Here is a 12740-nt window from a genome sequence, read left to right on the forward strand (position 1 = left end):
GCCGCCATGTCGCACGACACGATCGAAGCGAACCGTCAGGCGGGCACATTCGCCGACCAAGACGAACTATGGCTGTTCGGCTATGGCTCGCTGATCTACAAGGCCGGCTTGGATTACCGCGAACGCCGGCCGGCCACCATCGAGGGCTGGGCCCGGCGATTCTGGCAGGGCTCGCACGACCACCGCGGTACCCCGGACTCACCGGGACGCGTGGTCACGCTGGTCGAGGCGCCGGGCGAAACCTGCTTCGGCATGGCGTATCGCATCACCCCCGCGCATTTCGACTATCTCGATCATCGCGAGAAGAACGGCTACCTGCGTTTCGCCCAGCCGATGACCTTCGACGATGGCCGGGTCGAGCGTGGCCTCGTTTACATCGCCACGCCCGACAACGCGGCCTGGCTGGGCGAGGCATCGATCGATGCCATCGCGCGCCAGATCGCGAATTCGAGCGGCCCCAGCGGGCCCAACCGCGACTACGCCCTGAACCTCGCCGATAGGCTGCGTGAACACGGTGCCGATGACCGCCATGTGTTCGCAGTCGCCGATCGGGTCCGTGAGCTGATCACCACCGAAAGCTGAGACAGCGCTGATGCTCGCACCGCTCGGTGAGTCGCGATATGAACGCTGTACCCCCCCACCACCACTGCTGGTGGGGGCGCAGGCGTCGTTCGAGCGGAGCACGACCGATCGAAATGTGCGTGGGCGGGATTGAAACTGGCGGCGTATCGGGCCGGGTTAAAAGCGCGACCGTTCAGTCGCGAAGGCTGCGCCCTGGATGGCGATGTCAACGGTCCCGGGAATACCGGAGGCCCCAACTCCCGCTACAAGATACTAACCCGGCGCAAAAATAGATGATTTTTCGGGTTGATAGCGCGCGTATGCGACCGCATGCTCGCCGCGGCCATCGGCCGCGAAGCCTTCAAAAATAAAAGACGGACAGGCGCCAGCTTTTATTTTTGAAGGCGTTGAAAACAGTTGATGAAGTCAGCTGTTTTAATGCCGGATTAATAACCATGAAACAGAGCAAACGTTATTCATCAAGGGTTCGCAGGTCGATACGCGATAGAATGCCCGTGTTCGGTACGGCAAAAGGTCAGTAACGAGTCGCTATAACCGCACTGAACTGCGGTCCGCTGCTGACGCGAACGATTGTGAACGACCGCGGAAGGTCCCGGGGGAGTCGGATCGCAGATAGTCGCCAACCGAACCGTCGATTCCGTATTGATGACGCCGGCCGCTGCGCAGCATCGTGAGAAAGGGCAGGCGTACGCGCCGGACCGGTAGAATGCGATGCGGCTTTTTCTCTTTTCACATATTGTCGACTTTTACTGATCGAGAAGTGATTAATGCCTACTGAACCCAAGTCCGCCAAAGTGCGCCCGCTCCGTATACTGGCCTCACCGGCTTTCAAGTCTCGCAAAGTCAACCCATATACGTTCGATCTGTATACTCGGCTTGTGCGTTATGGTGCGAGCGTAGAGCAATTCAGTGCACGCCGACTGCGAGCGGACCCGGCACCGGATATCTGGCATATCCATTGGCATGAAGAATTGCTCAAGTTTCGTAACCCGTTGAAGGTGCTGTATCGATTGATGCGTTTCGAGAAAAGTCTGCGTAGCGCGCGCAAACGGGATGTAAGGATCGTGTGGACCGTCCATAACCTGGGCCCTCATGAAAAGAGGCATCCGCGGCTCGAATCGCTGTTTTGGAAGCTATTCCTTCCCCGGGTCGATGCCTGCATACACCTCAGTGAAGCGGGACGGCGTCAAGCGATTGAAAAATTTCCAGAAATAGAAAACAAGCGGTCTGCCGTCATTCCGCATCCGCATTACCGTGACAGCTACGAAAACGGCATCACTCGGAAGGATGCCCGGAAACGGTTGGCGATCGAGCAGGACACCTTCGTAATTCTGTTTATCGGCCAGATCCGGCGTTACAAGAACGTGCCGCGGCTGATCAAGGTGTTTACCGAAATCGAAGCCGCGAACGCCCGACTGATCATTGCGGGACGCCCACGCGAGAATCATCTTCAATCGGAAATTGAAGCGTTGGCCTCAATCGATTCTCGAATTACGCTTCAGCTTGGCTTCGTCGACGAGGCCGATCTGCAGGTGTATTTGAATGCTGCGGACATCATGATTGCGCCGTATCGCGATATATTCAATTCCGGAACGGCGCTCTTGTCACTCTCGTTCGATCGCCCGATTATTGTGCCGCGAGCGGGTGCGCTTCCGGAATTGGAGCAGGAGGTTGGTTCCGAATGGTTGAGGCTGTATGACGGGCAGTTGAATGCCACCATTTTATCCCGCCTTATAGAAAAGCCGGCCGGCATGAGTCATGATGCCAAGCCCGACCTCAGTGCGTTCGATCCCGAACGGGCCGCTGAAAGAACTTTCAATCTACTGTGCGAGTTGGCCCCGAGCGCGGCAGCGACCGCAAAACTGCGCGACTCGTCCGGTTATTCGCCGAAATCCTTGTGATTCGTGACGCTGGGTTCCTGAATTGAATTGAATTCATGGAGTCAAGGTCTGTGGCTTCGGGAATCGCGAAGATGTCGTCCGCCCTCACTGTCAGGGTAGTTGTCGCCTGATGATTTCAGGATCGGCCCAGACGCTGTGCCCGGCGAACCTTATCAATCCGGCATCAAAACAGCTGACTTGATCCGCTGCTTTCAACGCCTTCAAAAATAAAAGCCGGCGTCTGTCCGTCTTTTATTTCCAAGGCTTAGCGGCCAATTGCCGCGGCGAGCATGCGGTCGCATGCTCGCGCTATCAACCCGAAAAATCATCTATCTTTTGCCGGATTAATAAGCTGGCGGCGCTCCGGAAAGCGACCCGGTCGCCGAATGTAACGGTGCCGGAGTTGGCGCCGATCCGCCGTGCGGAACGCGCCACACCGGGCCGCCGGCGCGATCACGCCGGCGCGGGCTCGGCTTCCAGCGCGATTTCGATGGCTTCCTCCACGTTCGAGATGTAGCGGATCTCCAGCGCTTCGCGGACGTTGTCCGGGATGTCGTCTTCGTCGCGGCGGTTGCGGGCGGGCAGCATGACGGTCTTGATGCCGGCCTGGTGGGCGGCGAGTGTCTTTTCCTTCACGCCGCCGATCGGCAGCACCTGGCCACGCAGACTGATCTCGCCGGTCATGGCGACATCGGCCCGCACGTTGCGTTCGGTCAGCAGGGAGACCAGCGCGGTGTAGAGTGCGACGCCCGCGCTCGGGCCGTCCTTCTTGATCGCGCCGGCCGGCACGTGGATATGAATATCCGAATTGTCGAGGCGCGCCTGGTCGATGCCGAGGTCATCGGCTCGGGCCTTGACCAGTGACAGCGCGGCCTGGGCCGATTCGCGCATGACGTCGCCGAGCTGGCCGGTGATCGTGAGCTTGCCGTTACCGGGCGCGCGCGATGCTTCCACGAACAGGATGTCGCCGCCGGCCGGGGTCCAGGCCAGTCCGGTCGCCACCCCGGCGACCCCGGTGCGCAGGGCGACCTCGTCGTCCACCCGGCGCGCGCCGATGATGCCGTGCAGATCGTCCGGGCCGATCTGTCCGGGGCCGGATTGGCCCTCGGCGACCTGCACCGCGGCATAACGCGCGATGGCGCCAATCTCGCGTTCCAGATTGCGCAGGCCCGCCTCGCGCGTATATCCGGCGATCAGGGCGTCGAGCGCGTCGTCGGAAATGTCGCACTGGGCGCGCGTCACGCCGGCCTGCTCGAGCTGGCGGTCGATCAGATAGCGCTTGGCGATCTGTTTCTTTTCGTCGCGCGTGTAGCCGGGCACCTCGATCACTTCCATGCGATCGCGCAGCGGCCCCGGGATGGTGTCCATCACGTTGGCGGTGGCGATGAACATGACTTTCGACAGGTCGAACGGCGTGCCGAGATAGTGGTCGTTGAAGGAATCGTTCTGCGACGGATCGAGCACTTCCAGCAGCGCGGACGCGGGGTCGCCGTGCGCCGAGGCGCCCAGTTTGTCCATCTCGTCAAGCATGAACACCGGGTTGCGCGTGCCGGCGCGGCGGATCTGGCTGATGATCGAGCCGGGCATGGCGCCGACATAGGTCCGACGATGGCCGCGGATCTCGGATTCGTCGTGTACCCCGCCGAGCGCGGCGCGTACGAACTCGCGGTTCATGGCGCGGGCGATCGAGCGGCCGAGCGAGGTCTTGCCCACACCGGGCGGCCCGACGAAACACAGGATCGGCGCCTTGCCGTTGGGGTTGAGCTTGTGCACCGCAAGGTGCTCGAGGATACGGCGCTTGATCTTGTCGAGCCCGTAGTGATCCTCATCCAGAATCCGGCGCGATTCGGCGATGTCGATGGCGTCCTCGGACAGTTTGTCCCAGGGCAGCTCGGCCATCAGCTCGAGATAGGTCCGCACCATGGAATACTCGGCGGACGATTCGTTCATCCGCTCCAGGCGCTTCAATTCGCGCTCGGTCTGTTCGACGGCGTCTTCCGGCAGGTGGGCCTTGTCCAGCGCTTCGCGCAGGCGTTCCGCCTCTTCGGCGACCGATTCGTCCTCGCCCAGCTCGCGCTGGATCGAGCGCATCTGCTCGCGCAGCATCGCCTTGCGCTGATGCTCGGACATCCGTTGCTGGGTCTGCTGGTTGATCTCGTTCGACAGCCGCATGACTTCCAGCCGGTAGTCCATGAACGACTGCACCAGCTCAAGCCGCGGCTCCAGCTCGATCGTCTCGAGGATCCGCTGCTTTTCCTGCGGCTTGAGGCCGAGATAGCCGGCGGTGGCATCGGCAAGCAGCGAGGCGGACTCGATCGACTGGATGGCGTTGGCCAGCTCCTGCGACGGGCGCTCCATGAGCTGGATCGCTTCCAGCGCACGGTTGCGCAGGGTGGTCATCCGCGCATCGACATGCTTGTCGCCTTCGGGGGCGGGCTCGTCGATCCATTTGACCTTCGCCGCGAGCCCGCCATTGTCGTCCTGGACGAACTCGCGCACGCGGAAACGGGCGATGCCCTGGCAGACCAGATGGTGCTGGCCATCGTTGCCGGTGACATAGCGCAGAATGTTCGCTGCGGTGCCGACCTTGTGCAGGCTGTCCGGCAAGTTGTTGGCGTCGCCGTCGGCGTCGCCCAGCAGCAGGCCCACCGGTTGATCGGCACGCATGGCCCGCTGGGCGGCGTCGATCGCGGCTTTGCGATCGAGCACGACCGGCATGACCAGCTCCGGAAAGAGCACGGTTTCGCTCATGGGCAGGATGGTCAGCGTGTCCGGGCGCTGCGGCGTGTTCCGGTTGTAGACCAGCGTGGTGCTCGGCCCCTCGACGGTGTCGGGGCTGTCGTGATTGTCGGTTTCGCTCATGATTTCAGCGTTTGGCGAGCGTCAGGTACAGACATCCGTCGGTCAACTCCCGGCCCGTGATGACCAGCCGGGGCCAGGGCAGGACGACGCGACGTTCGAAGTGGCCGTGCGGAATCTCCAGGCGATGCAGCAGGCCGTCGCCGGCCGGCGTGGGCACGCTGCGGTTTCCAGCCACATAAAGCGTATCGCCGGCGATTTCGAGATCGGTCAGGCTGCGATCGGATACGCCCGGCAAGGCGACGATCACATAGACCGCGTCGGGCGTTTCGAATATATCGACCGGCGGCTCCCACTGTCGGCGGGGGTGCGTTTCGACGCGGCGAAAGAACTGACGCTGAATGCGATCGGCGCGTTCCTGGCGGCGCATCGCCTCGGACCACATCCAGCTCTCGAAATCGTCTACGGACATCGGTTCGCTCGATTGATGATTGCCTTCAACATAGGGACGGCCGACGGGCGACACAAGCACTGTCGGGGTGTTCGTCAGCCGAGACCGAACAACCAGACGATCAGCGGCACCAGCAGCGCGGTCAGCGCGCCGTTCAGCCCCATGGCCAGGCCCGAGAAGGCGCCGGCCTGCTGGTCGTACTCGAAGGCCCGGGCGGTGCCGATGCCGTGTGACGACACGCCCAGGGCAAAGCCGCCGGCGACCGGGTCACGCAGACCGAGCGCGGCCAACAGCGGCAAGCCGAAGGCAGCCCCGAGAATGCCGGTGATAATCACGAATACGGCGGTCAGTTGCGGGCTGCCGCCGATCTGGTCCGATACGCCCATCGCGATCGGTGTGGTGATCGAGCGCGGCAGTAGCGACAGCAGCATCTGGCCGTTCAGACCCAGCGCCCAGCCGATGACAAGCGTCGACAGAATGCCGGTCAGCGCGCCGACAAAAAGTGCGATCGAAATCGGCAGCACGGCGCGCTTGAGGGTATCGATCTGCGCCGCCAGGGGCACGGCGAGTGCGACCGTCGCCGGGCCGAGCAGGAAATTCACGAACTGTGCGCCCTGAAAGTATTCATCGTAGGGCGTGCCGGTGGCGGACAGCAGCAACACGATGGCGCTGACCGATACCAGTACGGGGTTGAGCAGGGGAAACTGGCGGGCCTTGAAATACAACTGCTTGGCGAGCCAGAACACGCCCACGGTGAGGGTCAGCCACAGCAGCGGCTGTTCGGCCAGATAGACCCAGATACGCGTGAACGACATGGCCTACGGCTCCTCGTTGCGTGGTCGCCATTTGAGTAGCCAGTGCAGGGTGACGGCGGTCACCACCAGCGTAATGGCCGCGCTCGCCACGATCGTGATCGACAGTGCCACCCACTGTTCGGCCACCGCATGCAGATGCGCGATGATGCCGACCCCGGCCGGCACGAACAGCAGCGCGAGGTTCTGCAGCAGACCCTGCGCCGTGCGCTCGAATGGCGCCGGCGTGGTGCCACGCCACAACAGATAGGCGAACAGCAGCAACATGCCGACCACCGGGCCGGGCAGGGGAATGCCGGTGAGGCGGATCACGAGGGTGCCGATCAATTGCAGAATCAGCAGCGCGGCGATCGATCCAATCATGACGTTGTAAAGGGTTCGTCGCGAATCCGGTTGCGCCGGCCCGTCGGGGAGGGCGAATAGAGCCGGCCGTATGGCCGGCCCATGCCGGCCCTAGTCGAAGTAGCTGAAGGTGTCGCCACTACGGATGCCGCGTACGCCTTCGTACATCAGGCGGATGACGTTCTCGACATCCGTACGGTGCACCATCTCGACGGTCGTGTGCATGTAACGCAGGGCCAGTGCGATCAGCGCCGACGGTACGCCCTGGTTGCTGTAGGCGAAGGCATCGGTATCGGTGCCGGTCCCCGGCGCGCGCGCCTGGCGCTGGAACGGGATATTCTCGCGCTCGGCTGTCGCGATCAGATGCTCGCGCAGCTTGTTCTGCACGGCCGGCGCATAAGCGATCACCGGGCCGTCGCCGATCTTGAGCGAGCCGTGGGTGGTCTGCTCGATCATCGGCGTGGAGGTGTCGTGGGTCACGTCGGTGACGATGGCCACATCGGGCTTGATGCGCTCGGCGATCATGCTCGCGCCCTTGAGGCCGACTTCTTCCTGCACCGCGTTGACCACGTAGAGCCCGAAGTCCGGCTTGTGCCCGGACTCGTGCAGCAGACGGGCGACCTCGGCGATCATGAATCCGCCGATACGGTTGTCGATGGCGCGGCAGACGAACTTGTCCCCGTTGAGCACGCTGAACTCGTCCGGATAGGTCAGCACGCAGCCGGGATGGATACCCATGGCCTCGACCTCGTCCTTGGACGAGGCGCCGACGTCGACGAAGATATTTTCCTTGGTCGGCGCCTTTTCGTTGCTGGGGTTGCGGGTATGGATCGCCGGCCAGCCGAACACGCCCTCGACCGGGCCCTGGTCGGTATGGATATGCACGCGCTTGGACGTCGCGATCTGATGATCCGAGCCGCCGTTGCGCAGCACGTAGATCAACCCCTTGTCGGTGATGTGATTGACGTACCAGCCGATTTCATCGGCATGGCCCTCGATCACGACCTTGTAATCGGCATCCGGATTGATCACGCCGACCGCGGTGCCGTACGCGTCGGTGATGAAGTCATCGACATAGGGGGCGAGATACGCCATCCAGAGTTTCTGCCCGGCGGACTCGTAGCCCGTCGGCGATGCGTTGTTCAGATAGCGCTCAAGAAACGCCATCGAATCGGCGTTGAGAATGGATTCGGTATCGGCCATGAAATATTCCGTTCGTACGCCGTCAGGCGCCTGAATGCAGGGTCGCATTGTCCGGCCGCCGGCGCGCCGGTTCAAGCGCACAAGGCCGGGCGGGGTTATTGCTGCTGGCAGGCCGTAATTTCGTGTCCGGTGGCGCCGTTATCGGTGTGGGCGAACAGCGTCGCCTCGGTGCCCCGGCCGGTGCCGCGGGTCCACCATTCGTAGTGTTTGCCGACATAACGTGCGCCGTCGGCGGAAATGGCGATGTGCATCGGCAGTTTATGCCCCTGGTAACGCACGACCGCGTGGTCGGTATCGGGGTAGCGCGCGCTGATGGTGGTGCCGTTGTTGCAATCGTAGTCGATCGCGCTGTTTTGCGCGGCGTGATGGGTAGTCTGCGTGGCGTGCCGCGCCGGCGTGCCGCCGACCGGTCCGCCGGTGGTTGGCGTGGCCGAGGCAGCGGAACCTTCCGGCGGCGGCAGGGTGTCGGGGGCGCAGCCGGCGAGCGCGGTCAGGGCGATGGCGCCGGCCAGGGCCGGCGCGAAACAACGTCGAAGCATGGGTGAGCCTTCAAATCATGTGGTGTGTGCAGCTTGTCACAGTCGGATGAATCCGGGCGAGGGGCGGCACGGCGCGCATGCCGCCCCGTGACCCTATCCAGGCCGCTTCATCTGGAACCGATCGTCGCTGTCGATACCGAAATAATCGGCCGGTCCACCGGCGCGCATGATCGGGGCGGCGGCGACCGTGTCGAAAATGCCGTCAACCAGCAGCCGCTCGTCGATATGCACGCCCACCACCTCGCCGATGGTCAGCCAGTTGTTGGTTTGCCCGCCGGCCGCGGTTTGCAGGCGAACCACCTGGCTCAAGCGGCATTCGAAGGCCACGCGGGCCTCGGCCACGCGCGGCGCGGCCACGACGGTGCCGGCCACGGGCGTGAGCCCGGCCAGTTCGAACTCGTCGATCTCGGCGGCGACGCTCGCCGAACTCTGATTCATGGCGGCGGCCAGATTCCGGCTGGCCAGGTTCCAGACGAATTCGCCGGTCGCCTCGATGTTGCGCACGCTGTCCTTGTAGCCGTAGCTGGAGAAGGCGAGCATCGGCGGGTCGGCACTGATGGCGTTGAAGAAGCTGTACGGGGCGAGGTTGCGCTGCCCCTGGGCGTCCACGCTCGACACCCAGCCAATCGGCCGCGGCGCGATGATGGATTTGAACGGGTCGTGGGGCAGACCGTGCCCCTTGGCGGGTTCGTAGAAATGAAAGGCCATGCCATGTGTCGGCTTGATTGAGGCGAATAGCCTATATGGCCACCGGCGACATATCTATCCGTCCGACGGGCTCGGGCGTGATCGATGCAGTGGCGCGTCAGCCTGCGACTGGCACGATTGCCCTGGCCACGCGCCGGTGTGCGCCGAACCGGGCCTCGAGCCCCGCAACGGGCCCGAAGCATCGGTCCGGTCGTCGAGTCAGCCCTGCATCGCCTTCTGGATGCGCTGCTGCAGTTTGTGGTTGTTACGTGTCGCCTGGGCGATCTTGTTGTACTGCTGCACCGACAGCCCCTCCTTCTTGATCGTCTGCACGATCTGCTTGTTCATCTGCTGGCGATACTGCCGTGCCTGTTTTTTGTTGTCGGCGTTCTTGATCTTCTGCTGCGAGTTGCGCACCAGCGACTGCATATCCTTCTGCGCCTTGGCGAATTTCTGCACCTGGGCCTGCGAGACATGCGTGGAACCGGCATTCGATTGCGAATAGCCGGACTGCGCGCCCGAGTTGCCCGATGTGTTCGTGCCCTGGGCGAATACCGGCGCCGCGGTTGCGGCCAGACCGAGCGCGATCACGGTGGCGGTCGTGGTGAACAGCGATTTGTTCATTGCTCTTGTCCTTTCGGTTGCAATTGAGTGAGCGATCCCCCGAATCGGGACCGCATGGCCACCAACGATCGACCGGCGCTTTCGGTTCCATGATCAGATGAATCGATCGCGCACCCGGAGCGACGCCGGTCAGCGCTTGCCGGCGCGCCGTCCGCTGCGCAGCGAGGCTTCGGTGAGATCGATGTCGGCCATGATGCGACGCATGGTGACGTCATTGATTTCGCCCTCCCGGCGCAAACGATAGAGCTCGTCGCGTTCGGCGTTGAGCGCGGCCAGGCGCAGCGTGCGCTCCATGCCGAAACCTCGGCGCGCGCGTCGCTTGTCCTCGGCGTCCGAATCCGGGTCCAGCCAGGGGCGATACGCCGCCATCACGCGCGCCGCGACTTCGGCGTACAGTGAGGCCTCGTCGGCATCCTCGGCCTGTGCCTTGTGCTCCTCGCGCATGTAGTCCAGCGCCTGGATGGCGGCCCGGGCCGACGCGGCGCGCGCGTCGCGTTCCTCGGTGGCGCGTGGATCGTCCGCGGGCAGTTGAATGCGTCGCAGCAACGGCGGCAGTGTTACGGTGGCGAGGGCCAGCGACAACAGGATGACCCCTGCGGCAATGAACACGAACACACCGCGCCCGGGAAACGGCGTGCCGTCGCCTTCGGTCAGCGGCAACGACAGCACGGCGGCGAGCGTGATCGCCCCGCGCACCCCGGCCAGAGTGGTGGTGGCGATGATCCGGGACGATACGCGGGCGACATTCTCGCCGCGCCGGCGTGCCCGCATCACGACCAGCTTGAGCATGATCCAGACCCACAGGTAGCGCGAGACCATCAGCAACGCGAGCAGGGCGAACGGGTACGCGGCGAGATGCCACCAGTCGACGCCGATCGACGCCTTGGCTTCGCCCGCATGCGCCACGATCACGGGGATCTGCTGGCCGAGCAGTACGAAGATCACGCCGTTGAATACGAACTCGAGCATCGCCCACATGCCGCGGTTCTGCATGCGCGTGGTCAACTCGCCCTTGAGGGTATCGATGCTGTTGAGCGTCATGCCGGCGGCCACCGCCGACAGAATGCCGGACACACCAAGATGCTCGCCCATGAGATAGGCGCCGAACGGCAGCAACAACAGCAGCGCGACGTGGCTGGATGGGTCGTCGCCGCGCCACTGGGTCAGAAAATACCGGACCTGCGCGAACAGCCAGGCCAACGCCCAGCCGACCGCCAGGCCGCCGGCGGCGATGATGACAAAACTGAGCGCGGCCTTCGGCAGCGAAAACGCGCCGGTGAGGGTGGCCGCAATACCGAAACGCAACGCCACCAGGCCGGAGGCGTCGTTCATCAACGCCTCGCCCTGCAGGATATGCAACAGCCGCGACGGAATATGGGCGTTGCCGGTGATGGCGGATACGGCCACGGCATCGGTGGGCGAAAGCACCGCGCCCAGGGCGAATCCCGCCGCCAGCGGTATTTGCGGAATCAGCCAGTGCACGAAGAAACCGACGCAGAGCACGGTCACCATCACCAGGCCGAGCGCGAGCGCGGTGATCGGCCCAAGCAGGCGCCGGAATTCGCGGCGCGGCATGCGCCAGGCGTCGGCGAACAGCAACGGCGGGATGAAAAGCAGGAAGAACAGTTCGGGATCGAGCCTTACGTGGAGCCCGAAGGGGGGCACCGCGAGGGCGGCGCCGAGCGCGATCTGGACCAGGGGACGCGGCAACCGGAACGGCAGGAGGCCGATCAGCACGCCGGAGGTGGCGACGGTGAGCAACAGGATCAGCGTGGTGATTACGATCGTCATCGAAAGTCGAACAAAGCCTTGTGTGGTGGTAACCGTTCGGGCCGCGCGGCACATGTCGAGCGCGGCTCGCGGCAGCAATCGTGGATGGCCCGGCGCGCCCGGGCATCGGGAATGCCCGTTATTCTACCCGTGTGGCCGTGCCGCACCGCGCGTTGCGCGCCTTGGGCGCGCTGGCGCATCATGCCCGGGTATGCCGCAACCGTGATGATGCATGAGGCGAATCCAATCATGGTCCGCCCTGACCGGGCCGGAACTGGCGGCGATCGCCACACAGGACCCGGTGGCGCTGCTGCCGGTGGCCGCGATCGAGCAGCACGGCCCCCATTTGCCGCTGGCGACCGACGTCACGATTGGCGAGGGGCTTGTCGATGCCGCCATTGCGCGGCTGGAATGCAATGCCGCGCCGCTCGATCTGTTGATCCTGCCTACGCTGAGCGTGGGCGCGAGCCTGGAACACGCCGGCTTTGCCGGCACGCTGAGCCTGTCCGCGGAACAGGCCATCGCCCAGATCCGGGCCGTGGGCGCCAGCGTGGCGCGCGCCGGGATGCGGCGCCTGGTGTTGTTCAACAGCCATGGCGGCAACAAGGCCGTGCTCGATCTCGCGGCGCTGCAACTGCGGGCGGATTACGGGCTGCTCGTGGTCAAGGCCAATTATTTCCGCTTCGCCCCGCCATCGGGCGCGCTGGCCGCCGAGGAACTGGCGCATGGTCTGCACGGCGGGGCGCTGGAAACGTCGATGATGCTGCATCTGGCGCCCGGCACGGTACGCCGCGAGGCGCTGGCCGATCACCCCTCGCTCGGGGCGCGGCGCGCGCGGGCCGGCGCCACGCTCGGCCCGGAGGGCGACGCCGGTTTCGCCTGGATGGCGGCGGATCTGAATCCGGCCGGCGTGACCGGGAATGCGGCGGCGGCCGACGCCGCGACGGGGGCGCGCCTGGTCGAGGCCTTCGGCGCGCGCCTGGCCGAGATCGTGGCCGAAACGGCGACCTTCGATCTCGACGCGCTCGGCGGCCCGGTCCGGTCGTGATCC

Annotated in this window: 12 protein-coding genes; 3 read left to right on the forward strand and 9 right to left on the reverse strand. The window is 64.2% G+C overall.

The features are described 5' to 3' along the window. Window positions 1-6: 6 nt before the first annotated feature. On the forward strand, window positions 7-582 hold the full coding sequence (locus ACS8Y6_RS11995) for a gamma-glutamylcyclotransferase (RefSeq protein WP_440848555.1): 576 nt from the start codon (window positions 7-9) through the stop codon (window positions 580-582). 767 nt (window positions 583-1349) lie between these two features. Then, window positions 1350-2483, forward strand: a complete 1134-nt coding sequence (locus ACS8Y6_RS12000; protein WP_440848554.1) for a glycosyltransferase — start codon at window positions 1350-1352, stop codon at window positions 2481-2483. 432 nt (window positions 2484-2915) lie between these two features. Here the strand turns inward: ACS8Y6_RS12000 and lon are convergent, their stop codons facing one another. From lon to ACS8Y6_RS12045, 9 genes are all read right to left on the reverse strand, one after another. Continuing rightward, the gene (gene lon, locus ACS8Y6_RS12005; RefSeq protein WP_440855647.1) at window positions 2916-5324 is read right to left on the reverse strand and encodes an endopeptidase La; all 2409 of its coding nucleotides are present in this window, start codon (window positions 5322-5324) and stop codon (window positions 2916-2918) included. Window positions 5325-5328: 4 nt separating this feature from the next. After that, window positions 5329-5733 carry an Hsp20/alpha crystallin family protein gene (locus ACS8Y6_RS12010; RefSeq protein WP_440848552.1) on the reverse strand — a complete coding sequence of 135 codons (405 nt, stop codon included), beginning with the start codon at window positions 5731-5733 and terminating at the stop codon, window positions 5329-5331. Window positions 5734-5807: 74 nt separating this feature from the next. Then, window positions 5808-6527 (reverse strand): LrgB family protein, encoded by a 720-nt coding sequence (locus ACS8Y6_RS12015; protein ID WP_440855648.1) that lies wholly within the window; start codon window positions 6525-6527, stop codon window positions 5808-5810. Between the two features lie 3 nt (window positions 6528-6530). Next, a complete protein-coding gene (locus ACS8Y6_RS12020; protein ID WP_440848550.1) occupies window positions 6531-6887 on the reverse strand; it encodes a CidA/LrgA family protein in 357 nt (118 codons plus the stop codon). Window positions 6888-6977: 90 nt separating this feature from the next. Next, entirely contained in the window at window positions 6978-8069 is a 1092-nt protein-coding gene (locus tag ACS8Y6_RS12025) for a M42 family metallopeptidase (RefSeq protein WP_440855649.1), read from the reverse strand. Between the two features lie 95 nt (window positions 8070-8164). After that, entirely contained in the window at window positions 8165-8608 is a 444-nt protein-coding gene (locus ACS8Y6_RS12030) for an MliC family protein (protein ID WP_440855650.1), read from the reverse strand. A 93-nt stretch (window positions 8609-8701) separates the two neighbouring features. Next, the gene (locus ACS8Y6_RS12035) at window positions 8702-9316 is read right to left on the reverse strand and encodes a flavin reductase family protein (RefSeq protein WP_440855651.1); all 615 of its coding nucleotides are present in this window, start codon (window positions 9314-9316) and stop codon (window positions 8702-8704) included. A 198-nt stretch (window positions 9317-9514) separates the two neighbouring features. Continuing rightward, window positions 9515-9919 (reverse strand): DUF4168 domain-containing protein, encoded by a 405-nt coding sequence (locus ACS8Y6_RS12040; RefSeq protein ID WP_440855652.1) that lies wholly within the window; start codon window positions 9917-9919, stop codon window positions 9515-9517. Between the two features lie 129 nt (window positions 9920-10048). Beyond that, window positions 10049-11710 carry a Na+/H+ antiporter gene (locus ACS8Y6_RS12045; RefSeq protein WP_440855653.1) on the reverse strand — a complete coding sequence of 554 codons (1662 nt, stop codon included), beginning with the start codon at window positions 11708-11710 and terminating at the stop codon, window positions 10049-10051. A 211-nt stretch (window positions 11711-11921) separates the two neighbouring features. On the opposite strand from ACS8Y6_RS12045, the gene ACS8Y6_RS12050 reads away from it, so the two are divergent. Beyond that, window positions 11922-12737, forward strand: coding sequence for a creatininase family protein (locus tag ACS8Y6_RS12050; RefSeq protein WP_440855654.1), 816 nt, complete (start codon window positions 11922-11924; stop codon window positions 12735-12737). Window positions 12738-12740: the final 3 nt, after the last annotated feature.

Source organism: Salinisphaera sp. RV14, assembly GCF_052044135.1.
In the GTDB taxonomy this organism is placed as follows: Bacteria; Pseudomonadota; Gammaproteobacteria; order Nevskiales; family Salinisphaeraceae; genus Salinisphaera.

Bases quoted from the DNA above. Each gene is read 5' to 3' on its own strand.
- ACS8Y6_RS12020 (WP_440848550.1), bottom strand. From the start codon at position 6,887: ATGATTGGATCGATCGCCGCGCTGCTGATTCTGCAATTGATCGGCACC.
- ACS8Y6_RS12035 (WP_440855651.1), bottom strand. From the start codon at position 9,316: ATGGCCTTTCATTTCTACGAACCCGCCAAGGGGCACGGTCTGCCCCAC.
- ACS8Y6_RS12050 (WP_440855654.1), top strand. From the start codon at position 11,922: ATGAGGCGAATCCAATCATGGTCCGCCCTGACCGGGCCGGAACTGGCG.
- ACS8Y6_RS12045 (WP_440855653.1), bottom strand. From the start codon at position 11,710: ATGACGATCGTAATCACCACGCTGATCCTGTTGCTCACCGTCGCCACC.
- ACS8Y6_RS12030 (WP_440855650.1), bottom strand. From the start codon at position 8,608: ATGCTTCGACGTTGTTTCGCGCCGGCCCTGGCCGGCGCCATCGCCCTG.
- ACS8Y6_RS11995 (WP_440848555.1), top strand. From the start codon at position 7: ATGTCGCACGACACGATCGAAGCGAACCGTCAGGCGGGCACATTCGCC.
- lon (WP_440855647.1), bottom strand. From the start codon at position 5,324: ATGAGCGAAACCGACAATCACGACAGCCCCGACACCGTCGAGGGGCCG.
- ACS8Y6_RS12010 (WP_440848552.1), bottom strand. From the start codon at position 5,733: ATGTCCGTAGACGATTTCGAGAGCTGGATGTGGTCCGAGGCGATGCGC.
- ACS8Y6_RS12040 (WP_440855652.1), bottom strand. From the start codon at position 9,919: ATGAACAAATCGCTGTTCACCACGACCGCCACCGTGATCGCGCTCGGT.
- ACS8Y6_RS12025 (WP_440855649.1), bottom strand. From the start codon at position 8,069: ATGGCCGATACCGAATCCATTCTCAACGCCGATTCGATGGCGTTTCTT.
- ACS8Y6_RS12000 (WP_440848554.1), top strand. From the start codon at position 1,350: ATGCCTACTGAACCCAAGTCCGCCAAAGTGCGCCCGCTCCGTATACTG.
- ACS8Y6_RS12015 (WP_440855648.1), bottom strand. From the start codon at position 6,527: ATGTCGTTCACGCGTATCTGGGTCTATCTGGCCGAACAGCCGCTGCTG.